This is a genomic window from Paraburkholderia sp. JPY465 (assembly GCF_050436725.1).
GTDB lineage: Bacteria > Pseudomonadota > Gammaproteobacteria > Burkholderiales > Burkholderiaceae > Paraburkholderia > Paraburkholderia youngii.
The window spans coordinates 2,584,699-2,603,716 of the sequence record NZ_JBNDMT010000002.1 but is presented as its reverse complement, the minus strand read 5'-3'; the positions used below and the strand labels follow the sequence as shown (position 1 = coordinate 2,603,716).

The 19,018-nt window shown below is 65.4% G+C and carries 17 protein-coding genes; 10 read left to right on the top strand and 7 right to left on the bottom strand.

The window, feature by feature from the left end; translation table 11 throughout:
- Window positions 1–18: 18 nt before the first annotated feature.
- Both QFZ94_RS14105 and QFZ94_RS14100 read right to left on the bottom strand, forming a co-directional pair.
- A complete protein-coding gene (locus QFZ94_RS14105; RefSeq protein WP_429457581.1) occupies window positions 19–1,866 on the bottom strand; it encodes an ATP-binding response regulator in 1,848 nt (615 codons plus the stop codon).
- Entirely contained in the window at window positions 1,836–2,405 is a 570-nt protein-coding gene (locus QFZ94_RS14100) for a molybdopterin-dependent oxidoreductase (RefSeq protein WP_429457579.1), read from the bottom strand. Before QFZ94_RS14100 ends, QFZ94_RS14105 begins: the two co-directional genes overlap by 31 nt.
- A 267-nt stretch (window positions 2,406–2,672) precedes the next feature.
- Between QFZ94_RS14100 and QFZ94_RS14095 the strand changes: the two genes are divergently transcribed.
- Complete coding sequence (locus QFZ94_RS14095; protein ID WP_429457577.1) at window positions 2,673–3,620, top strand: phosphoribosyltransferase family protein; 948 nt, start codon at window positions 2,673–2,675, stop codon at window positions 3,618–3,620.
- A gap of 27 nt (window positions 3,621–3,647) precedes the next feature.
- Here the strand turns inward: QFZ94_RS14095 and QFZ94_RS14090 are convergent, their stop codons facing one another.
- Entirely contained in the window at window positions 3,648–5,315 is a 1,668-nt protein-coding gene (locus QFZ94_RS14090; RefSeq protein ID WP_429457575.1) for an ATP-binding domain-containing protein, read from the bottom strand.
- Between the two features lie 237 nt (window positions 5,316–5,552).
- Here QFZ94_RS14090 and QFZ94_RS14085 point away from each other — a divergent pair, with 237 nt between their 5' ends.
- Entirely contained in the window at window positions 5,553–6,179 is a 627-nt protein-coding gene (locus QFZ94_RS14085) for a glutathione S-transferase family protein (protein ID WP_429457573.1), read from the top strand.
- Between the two features lie 105 nt (window positions 6,180–6,284).
- Window positions 6,285–6,866 carry a Fur family transcriptional regulator gene (locus QFZ94_RS14080; protein ID WP_410849922.1) on the top strand — a complete coding sequence of 194 codons (582 nt, stop codon included), beginning with the start codon at window positions 6,285–6,287 and terminating at the stop codon, window positions 6,864–6,866.
- Window positions 6,867–7,022: 156 nt separating this feature from the next.
- Here QFZ94_RS14080 and QFZ94_RS14075 read toward each other — a convergent pair whose 3' ends face one another.
- Entirely contained in the window at window positions 7,023–7,535 is a 513-nt protein-coding gene (locus tag QFZ94_RS14075) for a response regulator (RefSeq protein WP_176105726.1), read from the bottom strand.
- A gap of 547 nt (window positions 7,536–8,082) precedes the next feature.
- On the opposite strand from QFZ94_RS14075, the gene QFZ94_RS14070 reads away from it, so the two are divergent.
- Window positions 8,083–8,814: a ribonuclease activity regulator RraA gene (locus QFZ94_RS14070; RefSeq protein WP_429457570.1), complete on the top strand. Its 732-nt coding sequence runs from the start codon at window positions 8,083–8,085 to the stop codon at window positions 8,812–8,814.
- Between the two features lie 48 nt (window positions 8,815–8,862).
- On the opposite strand, the gene QFZ94_RS14065 is transcribed toward QFZ94_RS14070, so the two are convergent.
- Window positions 8,863–9,675 carry a TetR/AcrR family transcriptional regulator gene (locus QFZ94_RS14065; RefSeq protein WP_429457568.1) on the bottom strand — a complete coding sequence of 271 codons (813 nt, stop codon included), beginning with the start codon at window positions 9,673–9,675 and terminating at the stop codon, window positions 8,863–8,865.
- A gap of 75 nt (window positions 9,676–9,750) precedes the next feature.
- Between QFZ94_RS14065 and QFZ94_RS14060 the strand changes: the two genes are divergently transcribed.
- From QFZ94_RS14060 to QFZ94_RS14050, 3 genes are all read left to right on the top strand, one after another.
- Window positions 9,751–11,298 (top strand): MDR family MFS transporter, encoded by a 1,548-nt coding sequence (locus tag QFZ94_RS14060; protein ID WP_368585335.1) that lies wholly within the window; start codon window positions 9,751–9,753, stop codon window positions 11,296–11,298.
- Between the two features lie 420 nt (window positions 11,299–11,718).
- Window positions 11,719–12,861, top strand: coding sequence for a hypothetical protein (locus tag QFZ94_RS14055; RefSeq protein WP_429457566.1), 1,143 nt, complete (start codon window positions 11,719–11,721; stop codon window positions 12,859–12,861).
- A gap of 256 nt (window positions 12,862–13,117) precedes the next feature.
- Window positions 13,118–14,191, top strand: coding sequence for a TAXI family TRAP transporter solute-binding subunit (locus QFZ94_RS14050; RefSeq protein WP_429457564.1), 1,074 nt, complete (start codon window positions 13,118–13,120; stop codon window positions 14,189–14,191).
- A 44-nt stretch (window positions 14,192–14,235) separates the two neighbouring features.
- Here the strand turns inward: QFZ94_RS14050 and QFZ94_RS14045 are convergent, their stop codons facing one another.
- Window positions 14,236–15,675: a PLP-dependent aminotransferase family protein gene (locus QFZ94_RS14045; protein ID WP_429457562.1), complete on the bottom strand. Its 1,440-nt coding sequence runs from the start codon at window positions 15,673–15,675 to the stop codon at window positions 14,236–14,238.
- A gap of 110 nt (window positions 15,676–15,785) precedes the next feature.
- Here QFZ94_RS14045 and QFZ94_RS14040 point away from each other — a divergent pair, with 110 nt between their 5' ends.
- From QFZ94_RS14040 to QFZ94_RS14030, 3 genes are all read left to right on the top strand, one after another.
- Entirely contained in the window at window positions 15,786–16,673 is an 888-nt protein-coding gene (locus QFZ94_RS14040) for a DMT family transporter (RefSeq protein WP_429457560.1), read from the top strand.
- Between the two features lie 119 nt (window positions 16,674–16,792).
- Window positions 16,793–17,701, top strand: a complete 909-nt coding sequence (gene sapR / locus QFZ94_RS14035) for a sap1 transcriptional regulator SapR (protein WP_429457558.1) — start codon at window positions 16,793–16,795, stop codon at window positions 17,699–17,701.
- A 76-nt stretch (window positions 17,702–17,777) separates the two neighbouring features.
- Window positions 17,778–18,359, top strand: coding sequence for an N-acetyltransferase family protein (locus QFZ94_RS14030; RefSeq protein WP_429457556.1), 582 nt, complete (start codon window positions 17,778–17,780; stop codon window positions 18,357–18,359).
- A 48-nt stretch (window positions 18,360–18,407) separates the two neighbouring features.
- On the opposite strand, the gene QFZ94_RS14025 is transcribed toward QFZ94_RS14030, so the two are convergent.
- A complete protein-coding gene (locus QFZ94_RS14025; protein WP_410849932.1) occupies window positions 18,408–18,962 on the bottom strand; it encodes a putative glycolipid-binding domain-containing protein in 555 nt (184 codons plus the stop codon).
- Window positions 18,963–19,018: the final 56 nt, after the last annotated feature.

The window sequence follows — 19,018 nt, the reverse complement described above, 5'->3', positions numbered from 1 at the left end:
GCCCCCCCCCTCGCGCCCTCACGCCTGATGCCGCGCCGCCAGCGCGTGCTGCAGCGCGTGGTTCAGATCCTCGTAATGGACCGGCTTTAAGAGCGCCTCGAACACCCACGGCACGCCCGTTACGCCACCTTCCTCATCCCGCACGACCTCCGGTGCGTACGCGCTGACCACGATCACCGGCACGCCCGCCGACGGTCCGCCGCGCGCCGCGAAGTCCTCGAGAAACGTGTAGCCGTCGCGCTCCGGCATATGCAGATCGAGCAGCACCACTTCGCAGCGGTGTGTATCGAGCCACGCGAGCGCGTCGTTGGCATTGCCGAGTGCGAGCGAGTCGTAGCCCATATGCGCGACCATCTCGCTGAGTGACTCGCGGATCAGGCGGTTATCGTCGATGATCAGCACGCACGGTTGCGCGCCGTCCGGCTCGGCTTGCGCCGCGACGTCGGCCGGCTCGATGGTGGCGACCGGCACGACCGGAATCGTCACGGTGAAGCGGGTGCCCTCGCCGACCGTGCTCGCGACATCCACGGTGCCGCCGAACAGCTTGACGAGCCCTTGCACGATCGTGAGCCCCATGCCGGCGCCTTCGGAACGGCGCGTGCGCTTCGCGTCGAGCTGAGTGAACTCCTCGAAGATCAATGGGAATTGCTCGGACGGCACGCCCGGTCCCGTATCGCTGACGACGAAAACCAGCAGCGCCGGCTGCTGGCGCAGCTCGATGCGCACCGTGCCGGTCTCGGTGTAGCGGATCGCGTTGGTGACGAGGTTGTTGACGATCTGCCGGATGCGGTGCGGGTCCGACTCGACCAGCCCGCGCGCGCCGCTCGCCTCGCTTTCGAGCTTCAGGCCGCGCGCCTTGGCGGACATCGTGTGTTCATCGACGATCGACGCCAGCAGCTCGCGCGGCTCGAAATGCTGGTGCCGCAGTTCGAGCTTGCCGGCGCCGAGGCGCGCGTAGTCGGTCAGGTCCTTCATCTGCGCTTCGAGATGGCGCGCCGCGGTTTCGAGCCGCTGGATCACCTTGCGGTCGGCCTCCGAGTGATAGTGGAAGCCGAGCAGTTCCACCGACGACACGATCGCATGCAACGGCGTGCGCAGCTCATGGCTGATCATGCCGAGAAACGCATCCTTCGCGAGGCTCGCCTCGCGCGCCGCGCGGCTCGCCTGATGCTCGGCTTCCAGCGCCGCGCGCTGCTGGCGCATGAGCCGCGTGCGGCGCCGGCCGTTGAGCACGAGCAGCAGCGTCGCCGCCGCCGACAGCAACAGCAGCACCAGACCGCCCGCGAACAGGATGCGGCGCTTGTCGATGAAATCGCGATTCATCGCCTCGCGGTCGGCGACATCGGCGAAACGGCGCGACAGCGCGAGATCGTTGACCTCGCTCCAGTGCTGGCGCAGCTGCGCGCCGATCCGCGCGGCATGGGTGCGGTCGCGCGGCAGTACGTCGATCTCGGGCTGGATGTCGTCGAGCATATCCTCGAGCGTCTTGATTTCGTCGATCTGCCGTTGCAACAGAGCGAGCTGCGTGGAGAGCCGCTGCGTCGAACCGGCCATCACGCGCAGCTTCGATTGCAGCAGCTGAAAGCGCAGCAGCAGCCGCTGATAGTCGTCGTCGGCGCCGGACTGATACAGCAGCAGCTGATTCTCGAAGCGGGCGTAGGCGATCTGCAGCTGTGCGGCGTCCCAGTAGAAACCGTCGTAGGTGCCGGTCAACTGCTCGGTCGCGCGCGGGTTCAACAGGTTCGCATACAGCAGATAGCCGATCGCGCCGACGGGCGCGGCGAGCGCCATCAGCCAGATCAGCACGTACATTGCGCGCCGCCATGGACGGCGCGCTATTTGACGATGAGGGCCTTGATCTGCCATACGAATTTCGAGTCGCCGACCGCGCCAGTCAGTTCATCCGGAAAAGCATCGCGCGGATAGATCAGAAACAGCGGCCCGAAGTCGCTGAGTTTCAGGCGCTGGCCGTTCATGCTGTACGCGACGATCACGCCGTAGCGGTCGCAGTCCGCGACCGGCACGGTGTAGGTGTAATCGTCGTAGGTGTGAAGCTCGATTTCGGTGCCGCGCGCGCCGACGGCCTTCAGGATGTCGGCGAGCCTGGGACCGGCGAACGTCGAGCGCGGTGTCCAGGTGGTCGAAGTCGTGATCGTATGCACGGGCAGCGCGAGCAGTTGAGCCTCGTCGAAGTGATAGCTGCGATGCGCGGCGTCGTTGGTGTTGGCGATCTTGCCCTCGACGTCGAGCGCCAGCGCCGGCGACTGCCGCACGCCCGGCTGCGCATGCGCGCCATAGACAGTAAGCCCGACGATCAGTCCCGCGAGCCCCGTCAGCCAGCGCACCCACCAGCGCACACCAGTTCCGCCGGCTGCATCGCGCAGCGTTGCAATCAGGTTGGCCATTTGCTTTTTTTATCCGTTCTAGTTGATTCGCCGGACCATGGGCGGCGCCACGGTCAGCCGATCTTATGCCACGCGAAGTGTTGCGCGATACCCAGCAGCCAAACGCGTGCCACCCCGACACGCGACCTTTGACCCGCATGCATAATATCGCCAAAATGCGCTGACTCAAAAACGGGGACCCGCGATGTCGCGCCAGTGCGTCAGCGAGCAACGCACGCCTCCCCGCGGACCAATGCCTTCCATCGCGCCAACGGCGCCTCGATAGTCATGAACAAGCCGGTCTTGCCTCTGACGTACGAACAGCTCGATCACTGGATCGAATCGCTGCAACCCGCGTTGCTCGCCGAGCGTTTCACGACGGCGCTCGGCATTCTGCGCGGCGGCGCGCCGCTCGCGCTGATGGTGTCGCACGCGGTCGGCGCGTCGGTCGCGTTCCTGCGCTACGACCGCCAGACGCGCGCGGTCGCATGGGATTCGACGCTGCCGATCCCGCCCGCCGGCTCGAAAGTGCTGCTGTGCGAGGACATCGCCGGACGCGGTTTTACGCTCGCCGATTGCATCGCGTTCCTGCAGTCGCACGGGCTCGAAGTCAAAACGCTGACCGCCGCGGTCGATGAACTGAGCCGCGTGCAGCCCGACTACGCGATCGACGCGCGCGGCTACTTCGCCCTCTTTCCATGGGAGCGCCAGGCGTACACCGAGCGCTATCGCGACGACTGGGCGCGCGTCGAAGCCGGCGCGGCGCCGGCGATGGCCAACGACCACGAATACGCGGCGTACGCGATCGACCTCGACGGCATCCTGCTGCCCGACGTACCGCTCGCGCGCTACGACGAAGACCTCGCCGGCGCGCTCGCCGAGCGCGACGCGCTGCTGCCGTTCGAGGTGCTGCCAGGCATCGACCTGCAGCACGTGCGCACGATCATCACGGGTCGACCGGAGATGGATCGCGCGCGCACCGAAGCGTGGCTCGCGCGACACGGCTTCGCTCACATGCAACTGGTGATGCGCGCGACCGGCCTGCACGACGACAGCCCGTCCGGGGCGGCCGCGCACAAGGCGAGCGCGGCGCTGCGCGCGGGTGTCACGCACTTCGTCGAAAGCGATCCGGTGCAGGCGCTGCTGATCGCGCAGCAAGCGCCTTTGTTGCGCGTGATCTGGTGGGATGCGCTGACGCGCACGGGGATGCTGGTGAGCGCAAGGGCGTGGAGCTGAGTTGAGTTGATCTGAGCTCAGCGTTCTCTACTTGTCCTTCCCCTCGCGCAACTGCAAATGCCTTGCGGCCCGCTGCGACGCGACGACGATCAGCTTCATCGTCGCGCGCGTCGCGCCGACGAACAGCTTGCGCGCGACGCGTTCGTCGAACGCGTCGAAGTCGATCTCGGTGAAGATCACGCACGGCGCCGCCTGCCCCTTGAAGCGGTAGATCGACTCGAACAGCACGTCGCCGTCGCGATACTCCGGGTTGCCGAACAGATCATATTTGCCGGTGAAGCTGCGCAGCCGATGCGGTCCGAGATGATCGAGCGCGCTCATCGCCGAACCGTCCCTGCCGCGGAACGACAGCACCACGATGTCCTGCTTGCGAAAGCCGAGCCCGAGCGCGTGGGTGATCGCGCGCTTGGTCGCGTCGATGCTGCTTTCGGCGGCCTGCGCTTCGTCGTAGACCGACACCGAAACGTCGGAGCCGTCGAACGGACTGCCCGACGCGAGCGCCGCGGCAAGCGGCACCGACGAGCCGATCACGTCGCGCAGATAGTCGAGGATGTCACGCGGACTGCGGTAATTGGTGGTCTCCTTCAGCGTGGCCCAGCCGGGTAACGACACCGGCTCGCGCATGTACAGATTCTGCAGCGGGTCTTCGAGCCACCACCATGCGCCGCCCGGCCGCAGCAGCCGCTCGAGCGAGGTAATCCACGACTGCTGGAAATCCTGCCCTTCATCGACGATCAGCACGTCGAACTGCCAGCGCGGTTCGATCGGCGTGCGGGCGAATCCGGCCTCCAGCTGATCGAACACCTGCGCGGATTCGAAATCGGGCGCGCGGCCCGCGTCGCGCATGATCCAGTCGCACAGCTGGTGATAGTTCGCGACCTTCGCCTCCGGCGGCGCAACCCGCGCGATGTGATCGGCGAGCGGCCGGTTGAAGCACACGTACAACGGCCGCTCGCCGCGCGCGACCGCGTCCTTCATCACCTGCACCGCGAGTTGCGTCTTGCCGGAGCCTGCCGTGCCGACCACGCGCAAACGGAACGGCGCGAATTCGAGCCGCCGGGCCCACGTGGCGAGTCCGCCCGACAGGCGCGTGACGAGCGTGCCCGCCTGGCCGACGAGCGCGCTCGTGTCGGGTGCCAGCGCGAGTTCGTCGGCAAGAAAGTGATGGATTTTCGATGCACTGGGAAGCCGCGGCTCATCGGCCGGCAGCGCTTCGCGGATGATCGCCGCGAGCCGTTCGCGCCGCGTCGCGTCGACGATGCGCGCGGGATTCACGCCGGCGATCGCCGCATCCTTGACGATGTGATCGGGACAGTACAGCAGTTCCTCGATGAAATACGTGCCCGCGCCGAACGCCGCGGTAAAACGCCGGTGCAGACTCTCGATCGTATGCGCGAGCGCAATCGCGACGTTGCGCTCGGTCTGCAGATACACCTTGACGAGCCCCTTCGGCGTTTCACGCAGAAAGCCGGTCTTCTGCTCGATGATCATCAGACGCCCGGCGGGACTCACGATCACGAAGTCGGCCTCGCCGAATACCGAGAAGTTCTGGTTCAGGCGAGTCCAATGCACACCGTGATAGACGGTGTAATCGTCGGGCAGTGCGTGTTCGAGCAGCGCGAGCGTTTCGCGTTCGCGCGCCGCCGCGCCGGTCGCTTCGAGGCTCTTCCAGTCGTCGGGAACAATGCGGGCCATGCGGTGCCTTATTGGGTTGGATGCGTGAGTCCACGCATGTCGGCTCAGTGCGCAATTCGGGGTGCGGTCATTGTACGCAACGCGGTGACGGGCGTCGCAGCCGCGACACTGCGTGCCGCCTCGCGCGGAGGGCGCCTTTCGGATGCCGCGCAAAGCTTCGCGCATCGTGTATCGTAACTGGCTGAACGCCGCGCGCGAGGCGCGGCTTGCCAACCGTAACAGAAAAGGATTTACCGGATGATTACGATCTGGGGACGTACCAATTCAGTCAACGTCCAGAAAGTTTTGTGGTGCTGCGACGAACTCGTACTGCCATTCGACCGCATCGACGCGGGCCTGCAATTCGGCCGCAACAACGAACCCGACTATCTAGCGATGAATCCGACCGGCAAGATCCCGACGCTGGTCGACGACGACTTCGTGCTGTGGGAATCCAACTCGATCCTGCGCTATCTGGCGATGCAATACGGCGAATCGAGCCTGCTGTATCCGGCCGAGCCGAAACTGCGCGCGAGCATCGACCGCTGGCTGGACTGGTCGCTGTCGACGCTGCAGCCGGTGGAACGTCCGGTGTTCTGGTCGCTCGTGCGCACGCCGGAGGCCGAGCGCGACACCGCCAAACTCGCGGCCGACGTGCAGGCGGTCACCGTGCTGTGGCGCCTGCTCGACACGCATCTGCAGGGCCGCTTCTTTCTCGAAGGCGACAAGTTCACGCTCGCCGATATCGTGATCGGCGCGTACGCGAAGCGCTGGTTCGGCCTCGACGGTTTGCAGCGGCCGCCGCTGCCGAGTCTGGAGCGCTGGTATTCGCGTCTAACCACGCGCACCGGGTTCAAGAAGTACGTGGATTTTCCGTTGACCTGAACGGCCGGTTCATCGGCGACTCCGTGATCGCCGCCCGCGCGCCTGTGCCGCGCCGATCCCGCGACCGGCGCGGCGGCCCACCGCGCATGCCTCTATAATCGACGCATGAAAACCGCCAAGCCCGCCGCAACCGGCCATCCGGTCACTCCCGCGCCTGCCGCCACCGCCGCCGATGCGCACGATCATCATGTGCATCACGACGTGCATCAGCCGTCGCAGGAAGCGGCTCTCGCACTGGCCGAGGAATATTGCCGCGAGCGCGGCGAAAAACTCACGCCGATCCGGCGCAAGGTGCTCGAACTCCTGCTGAACTCGGGACGCGCGACCAAGGCCTATTCGCTGCTCGACGAAATGCGCCAGATTCACCCGGGCTCGGCGCCGCCAACCGTCTATCGCGCGTTGGATTTTTTGCTGTCGGCGGGACTCGTGCATCGAATCGAGTCGATCAATGCGTTCACCGTCTGCCATGATCTGACGCAATGCCAGCACGGCATTCTCGTCGTATGCCAGCAATGCGGCAGCGTCACCGAGCTGCATCAACCGAAGCTGCGCCAGGCGCTCATCGCGCAGATCGAAGACGCGGGCTATCGGCTCGCGAGCGACGAAATAGAGTTGAAGGGTCTCTGTGCGGCCTGTCAGGCGGCCGCAATGGCTGGCGAAGCCGCGCCGGTGGCCGCGGCCAAATAGCGGCGCGCTACGCGTCGGGTGCGCAACGCGGTGTGATGCGCCGCGAAGCGTCGATGGCCGTGCGCTGCTCCGCGAAACGACGTCTTCCCGCCGCGCGCCGGCCTGCTACTACTCACTTCCACGAAAGCCCGCTGCGAGCCCGTTGCGAAGCGGCGATCACCCCGCCGCGCGGGCGTCGATCGCGTCGCGCAGCAACGTCACGAGCGCTTCGGGTAACGCGGGTTTGGTCATGAAATGCTGGAAGCCTTCGCCGATGCTGCGCAGGCGGTAGGCGTCGTCGGTGTGGCCGGTCAGCGCCACCGCCACCGCGGGCGAATGGCCGCCGCAAATCTCGTGGTCGCGAAGCCGCTGGATCAGATAGAAGCCATCCATGGTCGGCAAGTCGAGGTCGCAGACGACCGCGTCGGGAAGCAACTCCATCGCCGCCACGACACCCTCTTCCGCATCGGCGACCGCGCATACCTTCGCGCCTTCCGCCTCGAGTAGCAAGGTCAACGATTCCCGGCTGTCGGGGTCGTCCTCTACAAGCACGATCGTGGCCTGATCGAGCCTCATTGCTGCATTCATCGTATGTTGTTGCTCTGGAAAACCGGTTAGGCCATCGGAAGTGGCCAATGTTTCACTCTGCTGATTGCCGCCGATTTGCGCGGCCGAGGTGTTGCTGTCCATGGTTCCGACTCGATTTCGCACGCCGAGTTGCAGACAGGTCCGCGATTGTAAAACATTGCTGAGCACCTTCCCGAGTACAACGCGTGCGCACGGTAACGCGCCAAAATTGCACGTCGATGAAAAAACGGCGCTCGACGCATGCCGCGATTTAGCTGCTGAGTGTCCGCAGTTTTTCCGCGGCTCGCCGATTGCCGGCACCCGATGTTCCGGCGCGGTTCGCACGAACCCCGTTCGTACGGCCTTCTCCGCCCGGTATCGATTCTGTCCTTCGTATTGTTTGCGCGACGCGGCGCTGTCGTTCGTGTTGCGCCGCTCGCACCCGACGACTCTGCAAGCATGTCGCGTGCCTCGCTGCAGCGGTTCGCGTCACGTGAAGAGGGGCCGGTCGCGCGTGCCGATGACACAAAGATGTATTGGCGCTTACCCGCTAACCGTTGGCGCCGCGGCGCTATCATCGTGGGCGCGCATGCGCGGCATGCTGCGGTTCGCGGCTGCCCGCACGCATCTATTGATGTCTCTTCATCTCAACCCGAGGTCACCCGACACCATGTCCGCCACATCGCCCGCGCTTTGCACCGCGACGCTCGAGATCCTTCGTCACGTCAGCACCGCCACGCTGACCACGCAGTTGTTCAAGCGCGGTCTGCGCAATACCTTCATGCAGGGCGTCGCACCGCTCGCTCCGCGCCGCGGCGCGAATCTGGTTGGGCCGGCGTTCACGCTGCGCAATATCCCATCGCGCGAAGACATCGACGTGCTGGAGCTATTCGCGGACCCTGACTACGCGCAACGCAAATGCGTCGAGACCATTCCGCCGGGCCATGTGCTCGTGCAGGATTGCCGCGGCGAGCGCGGCAGCGCGTCGTTCGGATCGATTCTGTCGCTGCGTTTGCAGGTGCGCGGCGTGGCCGGCATGGTGTCCGACGGCCCGGTGCGCGACAGCGCGACGATCGCCGCGCTCGACATGCCGGTGTTTTGCGCCGGCGCGAGCGCGCCGCCCAATCTGATCCGCCATCACGCGGTCGACATCAACGTGCCGATCGGCTGTGGCGGCGTCGCGGTGTTTCCAGGTGACGTGATCGTCGGCGATGGGGACGGGGTCGTCGTGATTCCGCTGAAGACGGCCGACGAGGTCGCGCAGGCCGCGGCCGAGCAGGAACGGCTCGAAGCGTTTCTAACCGAAAGGATTCGCGCCGGCGCTGTGCTGCCCGGCACCTATCCGCCGAACGACGAGACGAAGGCGGCGTTCGACGAGTGGAAGAAAAACCGCAAAATCTAGCGCCTTTTCAACCGACACGGCGACCGATGTGTCACACCGGCCGCCGGTTCAAGCGCCCTTGCCGGGTCCGATGCCCTGTACCAGCAACGCCACCGCGTGCCGTGCGATCTCCGCGCCGCCGATATTGCGGCGCAATGGATCATTACGCCACAGCTTCGAAGTGGCGAGCGGCAGAATCGTCATGCCGAGCAGCGTGACGAACACGAGCGCGGGTTCGAGCGACGCATTCAGGCGGCCCTCCTTCTGCCAGCGCGCGATCGCCAGCAGCGACTCCTTCTGATGCGCGAAACCGAAACGCTCATGCATGCGCTGGCGCAGCAGTCCGCCGTCGCTGATCACTTCGCGAATCCATAGCGATGCGAACCAGGGGTTATCGCTGGCGATCTGCACGAGCCGCTCGGTGAGCTGCGTGATCGCCGCGACAGGATCGTCGGGATGTTCCTGGAACGGCAGACCGAGGCTCGCGCGCAACGGCGCGAAACACTCGTCGATCAGTACGTCGAGCAGCTGATCGCGTGTCTTGAAGTAGTAGTGCACCATCGCGGGCGTGAAGCCGGCCTCGCGGGCGATCTCACCGAGCGATGTCTCGACGATGCCCTGCCTTGCGAACAGCGTCAGCGCAGCGTCGAGCAAGCGCGCGCGCTGCTCGGGGCCGCGCGCGGCGCCCGTCGGCCGGCCGGGGCGGCGGGCGGGCGTCCCGCTTGGCGCGACACTTGCGGGATTCGCGGCTTGCGTATCCGCTTGTGTCCCCTCGAGTTTGGACTTCGACGCGCCCCGCTCTTTCGCGGCAATCCGCGCGGATGGCCCCGCATCTGTCACGGCGTGGTCCGCCGCGGCGTCATCAGATGAGATCCTTGTCATTGCATTGAATTTGACGTGAGAGGCGATGTCGCATATATTAATCTTTCGGTTAATTAATTTCAACGCGTTGCCACCATGGAACAACCTGCTACGACCCTGTCCGCCGACTCCGCGCCCGAGGAATCCCGCCCAGCCGCAGCCTCGGCCGCAGGCGCAGCCGATCATCCGCCGATCCGGCTGCTGTTTCCGGCGCTGCTGCTGGTCATGCTGCTCGCCGCGCTCGACCAGACGATCGTGTCGACCGCGCTGCCCACCATCGTCGGCGATCTGGGCGGGCTCAATAACCTGTCCTGGGTCGTGACCGCCTACCTGCTCAGCTCGACGATCGTCGTGCCGCTGTACGGCAAGTTCGGCGACCTGTTCGGCCGCAAGATCGTTCTACAGACGGCGATCGTCATCTTTCTCGTTGGCTCGGCGCTGTGCGGCATCGCGCAAAACATGAGCCAACTGATCGTGCTGCGCGCGCTGCAAGGCCTTGGCGGCGGCGGCCTGCTCGTCGTGACGATGGCGGCGATCGCGGACGTGATTCCGCCCGCTGAGCGTGGCCGCTATCAGGGCGTGTTCGGCGGCATCTTCGGTCTCGCGACCGTCATCGGTCCGCTGCTCGGCGGTTTTCTGGTCGAGCATCTGACCTGGCGCTGGATCTTCTACATCAACCTGCCGCTCGGCATCCTGTCGCTGATCGTGATCGGCGCGGTGTTCAAGCCGCACGTGCGCCACGTCAAGCACACGATCGACTACATGGGCGCCGCGTTTCTCGCCGGCGCGCTGACCTGCATCATCCTGTTCACGAGCCAGGGCGGCACGATTCTGCCGTGGACCTCGCCGCAACTATGGTTCACGCTCGGCATGGGCCTCGTAGCGATCTGGGGCTTCATTCACGAAGAGCGCAGCGCGGTCGAACCGATCATGCCGCTCGGACTGTTCAAGCAACGCACGTTTCTGATCAGCAGCCTCGTGAGCTTCATCATCGGCGTATCGCTGTTCGGCTCCGTGACGTTCATTCCGCTCTATCTGCAGGTGGTGAAGGGCTCCACGCCGTCGCAAGCCGGCATGCAGATGCTGCCGATGATGGGCGGCCTGTTCATCCTGTCGATGGTGACGGGCCGCCTGATCAGCAAGATCGGCAAGTATCGGCTGTTCCCGATCATGGGCACGTTCCTCGTCTCGGTGGCGATGCTGCTGCTCGCGCGTCTGCAGATCGATACGCCGATTCATGTGATGTATCTGTACATGGGTCTGCTCGGCTGCGGCCTCGGCATGGTGATGCAGGTGCTGGTCCTCGCGGTCCAGAACACCGTCGAGTTCAAGCATATGGGGGTGGCGACGTCCGGCGTCACGCTGTTTCGCTCGATCGGCGGCTCGATCGGCGTGGCCGGTTTCGGCGCGGTGTTTTCGAACGGACTCGCCGCACGCCTCGAAAAGTTGATCCCGCCCGATACCGAACTTCCGCAGGCCCTGGGTCCCGCCGCGATTCATCAGCTACCCGAAGCATTGCGCAACGACTATCTGCATGCGTTCGCTGGCGCGTTGCATACCGTGTATCTGTCGGCCGCCTGCGTCGTGGTGCTCGCGTTCGCGCTGGCGTGGCTGCTGAAGGATCATCCGTTGCGCAAGCACTGAGCGTTCTTCTACGCCTGATCCGGATGCTGATGCAAACGCTTACCGGCAAGTATCCAATAGCCGGGTGATCACGAGGCCGCACGCGCAACGCGTCGGCCTCGTTGTTTTTTTGTCGCGCTCACTACGTGTGGCGCGCAGCGTGCATTTGTCGTGAAACAACAGACACATATATGCGTTTCGAGCGTATCGCCGAAGTTTCTTCATACCTCCGAATGAGCGGTAGCGCACACAATCCAGGGGCCTACCGCGTTGACGTCCCCCGTGAAACATCACATATTGGAAACCGTGGAAACGCAGGCGCGGCCTACGTCTCCGCGACCTCCGGCGCATGTGGATCGTGATTCCGCGGACAAGGCTCCTGCCTCAACACGATCCGGAGCATGCCTTTACGGCATCGTTTTCCAAAGGTGGGTCCACGGCATGTCCACCCAGACAGCAACCGGCCAAAGTTTCCCCACGCCCTGCAAACGCTGCGGTGGCGCACTGTACCGACAAGTCGACGCCTGCCCCTACTGTGGCGCTGCGCATCCGTTCGAGCAGGACGATCCGCACATCCGCACCGGTATTCCAGGTAGCCGCGCGAGCGCCACGCACAAGCCGCTGCCTCGCTTCGACGACGAGCTCGGCACACGGGATGAGCCCGTCATCGCCTCTGCCGCGATGGCGTCCGAATCTCTGTTGCAGAGCGAGCCGATCATGCACACGGCGCTCGTGTCGACCGACACCGCTATCCCGCCTTACGAAGATCCGATGTACGCGCCAAGCAACACCGCGCAGACGATCTGGCGCGTGCTATATGTGATCGGCGCGGTCATCGCGATCGGCCTGGCGTATATCGCTTATACGTTATTCAGCGACGGTGGCGAGTCGGAAGATAAAGGCGTCGAGCAGATTACTCAGGATGCCCGCACAACGACGACCGGCATGATCGCGCCGCTTGCGTCCGCACCGGTGATTGCTCAAGCACAGACCGCGCACGCGCCGGCCGCGACCAGGCCGGCGCCACCGCCCGTGACCGAACTGGCGGCGAAGCCCGCGCCCGTCGTGCCCGCGGTTCCCGTCATTCCAGCGACACCGGCTGCGCCACCTGTCACGCCGCCGCTGGCCGCGACGCCCGTGCGGCCCGCGACGCAATTGCACGACGCCGCTCAGGCGCTGCAGGTCGCGAGGACCGCGTTCCGCGCCAACGACCTATCCGCCGCGCAGGCCGCTCTCGCTGCCGCGCAAACGTTTCAACCGGGAAACAGCGACGTGCAGGTTCTGGCCGATCAGATGCGGCCGCTGGTCCAGCGTCGCGATACTGCGCTGCAGGCCGCGCAGGTCTGCGTCGCGCAGCAGTCGTGGCCGTGCGCGCGTCAGCACGCGAACGAGGCGCTCGCGATCGACAGCAGCAACGACGCGGCGAAAGTGATCCTCGAGCGCGTGATCCGCGAGACCGGCTGGGCGCCGCTGACTCCGCCGCATGCGGCGACGGACGCCGCGCCGGGCGCGCCGCTCGCGCAGGCGCAACTGCAGGTACCGCTGCCCGCCGGCATGCTGCAGGCGACGTCGCGGAGCAACTAGCGCTCACGCGCGACGCGACCCTCCGCTCAGGGTCGCGGAGACGCAAGCGACTGCGCCGTCGCGCGAAAGCATTGCTTCGCATACCAGATCAGATGGTCGCCGTCTGTGCCGATTCGCACATAATCGTGCGCTCTCTGAGCGGCAACAGACGGAGCGGCCCTGGCAGCAGTTTGAACATGACATGGCAACCGGATCACTGGTGCTTCCACGCGCCACGCGTGAAGCGGGATCAACCTGACCGATAGGTAGAAAGACCATGCTGAAGAGACTTCTCGCAGGCTGGCTGGGGCTGGTGGTACTGGTCGTATGTTCGCTGGCCGGCGCCGAACCCGCGCACTACAAAATCGTCACCGGACCGGAGCGCGGCACCTATATCCAGATCGGCAACGACCTGTCGAAATGGGTGGCCCAGCCGGTCGGTATCGACCTCGAAGTGGTGGCGTCGAAAGGCTCGGCCGAAAACGTGCAGCGCATGCGTTTCGAGCCCGGCGTGAAGCTCGCGCTCGTGCAGTCCGACGTGTACCAGGCGTTCATCGATATGGCCAACACGGGCAACCCCGATGCGGGCACGACGATCCGGCCGCTGCGACTGATCATGCCGCTCTACGACGAGGAAATTAATGTCGTCGTGCGGGCGGATTCGCCGCTGAAGACGCTCGCCGACATCAAGGACAAGACCATCAGCGTCGGTCTGCTAGGCAGCGGCACTGCGCAGTCGGCGACGACGCTCTACCGCCTGATGTTCGGCCAGCCGATTCCCGAGCAGAACGTCGTGCATCTGAGCAACGAGGACGCGCTCGCCGCGCTGATCGTGAAGAAGATCGACGTCGCGATCATCGTGGTCGGGCAGCCGGCAAATCTGTTCACCAGCATGAAGCCCGACCTGCTGTCGCAACTGCGTCTGTTGCCCGCCGATCCCAACGCGCCGGAGACGAACCGCGCAAAACAAACCTACTTTCCGACGACGATCCGTCAGAGCAGCTACCCAGGCTGGTTGAAGGAAGACGTGCCGGGCCTCACGGTCAAAGCGTTTCTGGTCACCTACGACTATGGCTTGCGCGACACCGTCAGCAATCTGAATCATTTCGCCGACTCGTTGTGCGCGAACTTCGACAATCTGCAGGAGCACGGCCATCCGAAATGGAAACAGGTGAAGCTCGAATTGCCGACGCTCGTACGCGGATGGAAGTATTACGGTCCGGTCGAGAAGCACCTGCGCGCGTGTCTCGCGAACCGCAGCGCGGCGATGAGCGCGGCGGCCGCGCAACCCGCGCCGAAACCGCACACGCCCTGCTCGGAACAGGAGCGGATGCTTCTGCTGTGCAAATAACGCTGTAGCAAGGACTGCGAGCGCCCGATTCGATCCGGTTCGTCTCAGACGCGCTCGCGCCCCGCGTCGGCCGACAGCGCGCACGCATCCATCGCCCGTTGCAATGCCTCGTACACCTTCGGTCGATTGCATTGCGACACGTTGAAACGCAGAAAACCCGCCGCCGCTTGCGACGCGCTGAACACATTGCCCGGCGCGAGCACGACGCCCGCCGTCAACGCATGACGGGCGATGTCGGCGGCATCGAGCGCCCCGGGCAAGCGCGCCCACACGAACAGGCCCGCACGCGGCCGTGTCCAGATATCGAGGCCCGCATAGCCGAGACGCCTGACGGTCTCTCCCATCGCATCGGCCAGCTTCGCGCGCATCGCCTCGAGATGACGCCGATAGGTACCGTCGACGAGCATCCGATGCACGACGCTCGCCGCGAGCTGACCATTGCCGAACGAGGTCGCGAGCTTCAGATCGATCAGCGGTTCGACCCATTCGGCCCGCGCGGCGATATAGCCGCAGCGCACCGCCGCCGATAGCGTCTTCGAAAAGCTGCCGATCGACACGACGCGGGAGAGCCCGTCGAACGCGGCGAGGCGCGGCGCAGGTTCGTCTTCGAAGTCCGCGAAGATGTCGTCCTCGACGATCAGCAGATCGTGCTCGCCCGCGAGCTTCAGCAGCCGATGCGCGACGGCCGGCGCGAGCGTCGCGCCGGTCGGATTGTGGATCGCCGAGTTCGTCACGTAAAGCCGCGGACGCTGCTCGATCAGAACGCGCTCGAACGCCGCGAGATCCGGCCCCTGCGGCGTGTACGGCACGCTCGCGATCCGCACGCGATGCGCGCGCAGCAACGCCTGAAAATTGAAGTAGCACGGATCGTCGATCAACACCGTGTCGCCGGGTTCGAGCAGGAAGCGGCACACGAGATCGAGCGCATGAGTGCCGCCGTCGGTCAGCAGGATCTGCTCGGGCGGCGCATCGACGCCGTGCGCAGACAGCCGCCACGCAAGCTGCTGACGCAGCGCGGGCAAGCCGGCCGGGCTCGCGTAGTCGGCGAGCAGTGACTGCGGATCACGGGCGAGCGCACGCAGCGCGCGCCGCACGCCATCTTCCGGCAGCCACGAAGCCGGCATCCAGCCGCAGCCTGGCTTCAGCGCTTTCGAGCCGGTTTCCAGCGACTGCCGCGTGAGCCACAGCGGGTCGACCTCGCGATCGAGTCGCGGTCCCAGATCGGCGAGCGCGAGCGGCGGCGCATGGCCCGACACGAAGAAGCCGGAGCCGCGCCGCGCGACGATCACGCCTTCCGCGACGAGACGGTCGTAGGCTTCCACCACGGTCGACTTCGACACGCCGAGCGTGTCGGTCATCGCGCGAATCGACGGCACGCGCGCGCCCGGCATCAGCGAGCGGCTCGCGATGCGCTCGCGCAGATTGTCCATCACGAGGCCGACGCGCGTGCCCGGCACCGTCTCGTTGTTGTCGCTTTGCGCCATCTGTACTGCTCCATGTTCAGTACAGTTCGTGCAAACTGTACTGATCTGTAGCTTAACGTTTACGGCCGCGGCGCGCATCATGTGACTTTTTCAGCGCAGGGATGTTCGCAATGGACAAGACCACCAACGGCTGGCTCAGCGGTTTCGCGGGCGTGCTGATTTTCAGCGGCTCGCTGCCGGCCACGCGGCTGGCCGTGCAGGGACTCGATCCGGTCTTTCTGACCGTGGCGCGCGCGACGATCGCGGGCGTTCTCGGTCTTCTACTGTTGCTAGTGTTCCGCGAGACGCGGCCGCAGCGCCGCGATCTGCTGCCGCTCGTGGTGGTCGCGCTCGGCGTCGTGGTCGGCTTTCCGTTGCTGACCGCGCTGGCGCTGCGGCATGTGAGCGCCGCGCATGCGGTCGTGTTCATCGGTTTGCTGCCGCTCGCCACCGCGATCTTCGGCGTGCTGCGCGGCGGCGAGCGGCCACAGCCCGCGTTCTGGCTGTTCTCGGCGCTTGGCAGCGCGGCGGTGGCCGCGTTCGCGCTGCGGCACGGCATCGACGCGTCGCCGCTCGGCGACGCGCTGATGCTCGCGGCGATCATCGTGTGCGGGCTCGGTTACGCGGAAGGCGCGCGGCTGTCGCGTCACCTCGGCGGCTGGCAGGTGATTTCGTGGGCGCTCGTGCTGTCGCTGCCATTGATGCTGCCGCTCGCCTGGTGGACGCGGCCCGTGTCGTTCGACGGTGTCGGCGCCGCCGCGCTGTGGGGACTCGCGTACGTGTCGCTATTCAGCATGCTGATCGGCTTCGTGTTCTGGTATCGAGGACTCGCGCTCGGCGGGATCGCGGCGGTCGGACAACTGCAGTTGCTGCAACCGTTTTTCGGGCTGCTGCTCGCCGGCGTGCTGCTGCACGAACAGGTCCCGCCGTCGATGATCATCGTCACCGTGATCGTGGTCGCCTGCGTGGCCGGCGCTCGGCATTTTTCGCGCGCGGCGCCGGCGCGGCGGGCGGTCTGACGCGGCTCGACCAGCGCGCGGCAAACCGTCTTTTTTCAGGATCGAATGACGCGAGTCGTGGGTCGATATGTCATCATTTCGCAGATTGGCACAACCAGCGCCTTGCGCCGCGACTGACGATGACGACCGCTTTTGCCCAAACCGTCGAAGCCCGTTTTTCCGAACTCACGCCGACGTCTAAACGCGTCGCCAGCTATATGCTCGCGAATCTCGACCGGCTCGGCCTCGAGACCGCCGACCAGATCGCGCAGCAGGCCGGCACCAGCGGCATTTCGGTCGGCCGCTTCCTGCGCAGTGTCGGCTATCGCAATCTCGACGATCTGAAACGCGAGCTGCGCGGCACGCAGCAGCGCCCCTGGCTGATCACGGACCGGCTCGACGCGTTCCGCCGTGGCCCGAGCGACAGCGCGCAAACCCGTGAGCCGCATGAACCGGGCGTCGCTAACGGCGCCTCGCCGAGCGACGCGGCGCTCGCCCAATCGCTCGAACTCGAAATCGGTGCGATCCAGCATGTATACGAGCTCGCGCGCTCGCCGGCCTTTGCGCGCGTCGCCGAGCGCATCGCGAACGCCGATGCGGTCTACATCCTCGGCATCCAGTCGACGCGCGGTATCAGCAACGCGTTCTACAGCTACCTCGAATACATCCGCCCGCGCGTGTTCTATTCGGATGGCATGTCGGGTTCCTACGTCGATTCGCTGAACTCGGAATTCAACACACCGTATCTGATCGTCACCGACACGCGCGCCTATTCGACCATCGCACGACGCTATTGCCAGGCGGCCTCGCGACGCGGGCTGCCGTTCGCGCTCGTCACCGATATCTACTGTCCGTGGGCGCGCGATTTCGACGGCGACCTGCTGCAGGTGAAGACCGACGTCGGTCAGTTCTGGGATTCGCTCGCGCCGCTGACGTGTCTGTTCAATCTGCTGATCTCGGCGGTCGTCGAACGGCGCGGACCGGCTATCGACGAACGCGTGGCGCGCAATCGCGAGTTGCAAAGCGAGTTCGATCAATTCGATTTTTGACCCGCTTCAAATCCGCACCGGCGACAGGCATAGTCAAAGCTTCCGTCAAACTGAGCCGGCCACGACCGGACCACGCATGAGTTCAACCCGCCCTGCGCTCGACGTCCCGCTGATCCGCGACGCTACCGAAGCCGACCTTCCCGCGATTCAGGCGATCTATGCGCGTCACGTGCTGACCGGTGTCGCGTCGTTCGAAGAAACCCCGCCGTCCGTCGACGACCTGCGCGCGCGGCTCGCAAGCGTGCGCAGCCACGGACTGCCGTATATCGTCGCGGAGATCGACGGCGACGTCGCCGGCTATTGCTATGCGACGCCGTATCGCCCGCGCGCCGCCTATCGCAACACGATCGAAGACTCGATCTACGTGAACGACGCATATCGCGGACGCGGCATCGGACGCTTGCTGCTACAGGCGCTGATCGATCGTTGCGAGACCGGACCGTGGCGTCAGATGATCGCGGTGATCGCCGATGGCGGCAGCGGCGGCTCGTTGTCGTTACATACGCAGCTTGGCTTCGAGCTGACCGGCACGTTGAAGGCGGTGGGCTACAAGCACGGCCGCTGGCTCGACACGACGCTGATGCAACGCACGCTCGGCCGCGGAGCGTCGACCGGGCCCGACGACGTTTCAAACGCCGCAGGCGGCACGCACGGGTAGGCCGCCGCGCGCACGACGCGGCGTGAGCGCGACAGCGAAAGGCTAAACCTAACGCGCGCGCGGCAAACGCGCGAACAAGGTCGGATAGTCGATCACGAGGCCATCGCTATCCACGCGCATATTGGCGGTGAACTCGCGAAAAATGCCTTCATAGCGGTACTCGCCATTCAACTCGATGCACGTGTATGCCTGCTCGGCGCGCGTAACCTGCAAGTCGGGCGTCGAGATGTACGCGACTTCGATCGGTTGACGTTCGCCCTCGGCCAGTTGCAGCCGGCGGATCGGCAACGTATTCGTGTACGGCGTCGCGGCGATATCGATATCGATACAGCCCTCGATCGCACTCAGCGCGAGGCCGTGCCCGTCGTGCCAATGGCCTTCGCCATCGCCATGCAATTCCAGCTCGCCGCCGCCAACGATCTTCAGGTGCGCGTAGCGCGTGCGCCAGCGCGCGTCGCAGCGCACCGAGTAATGCAGCCCATAGGTTTTGCCGTAGCGCTGCCCGATCACGACGCTTTCCACGGCGAAGCCGTCGTCGCGCGCATCGAATACCAGATGTTCGATGCCGTCGCCCTCTTCCGAGGCCCATCGTAATTCACGCATCGGTGTCTCCTCGCGAAACGGCGCAGTGGGCGCGCCGGCCTTTCATCGTAGCGCGA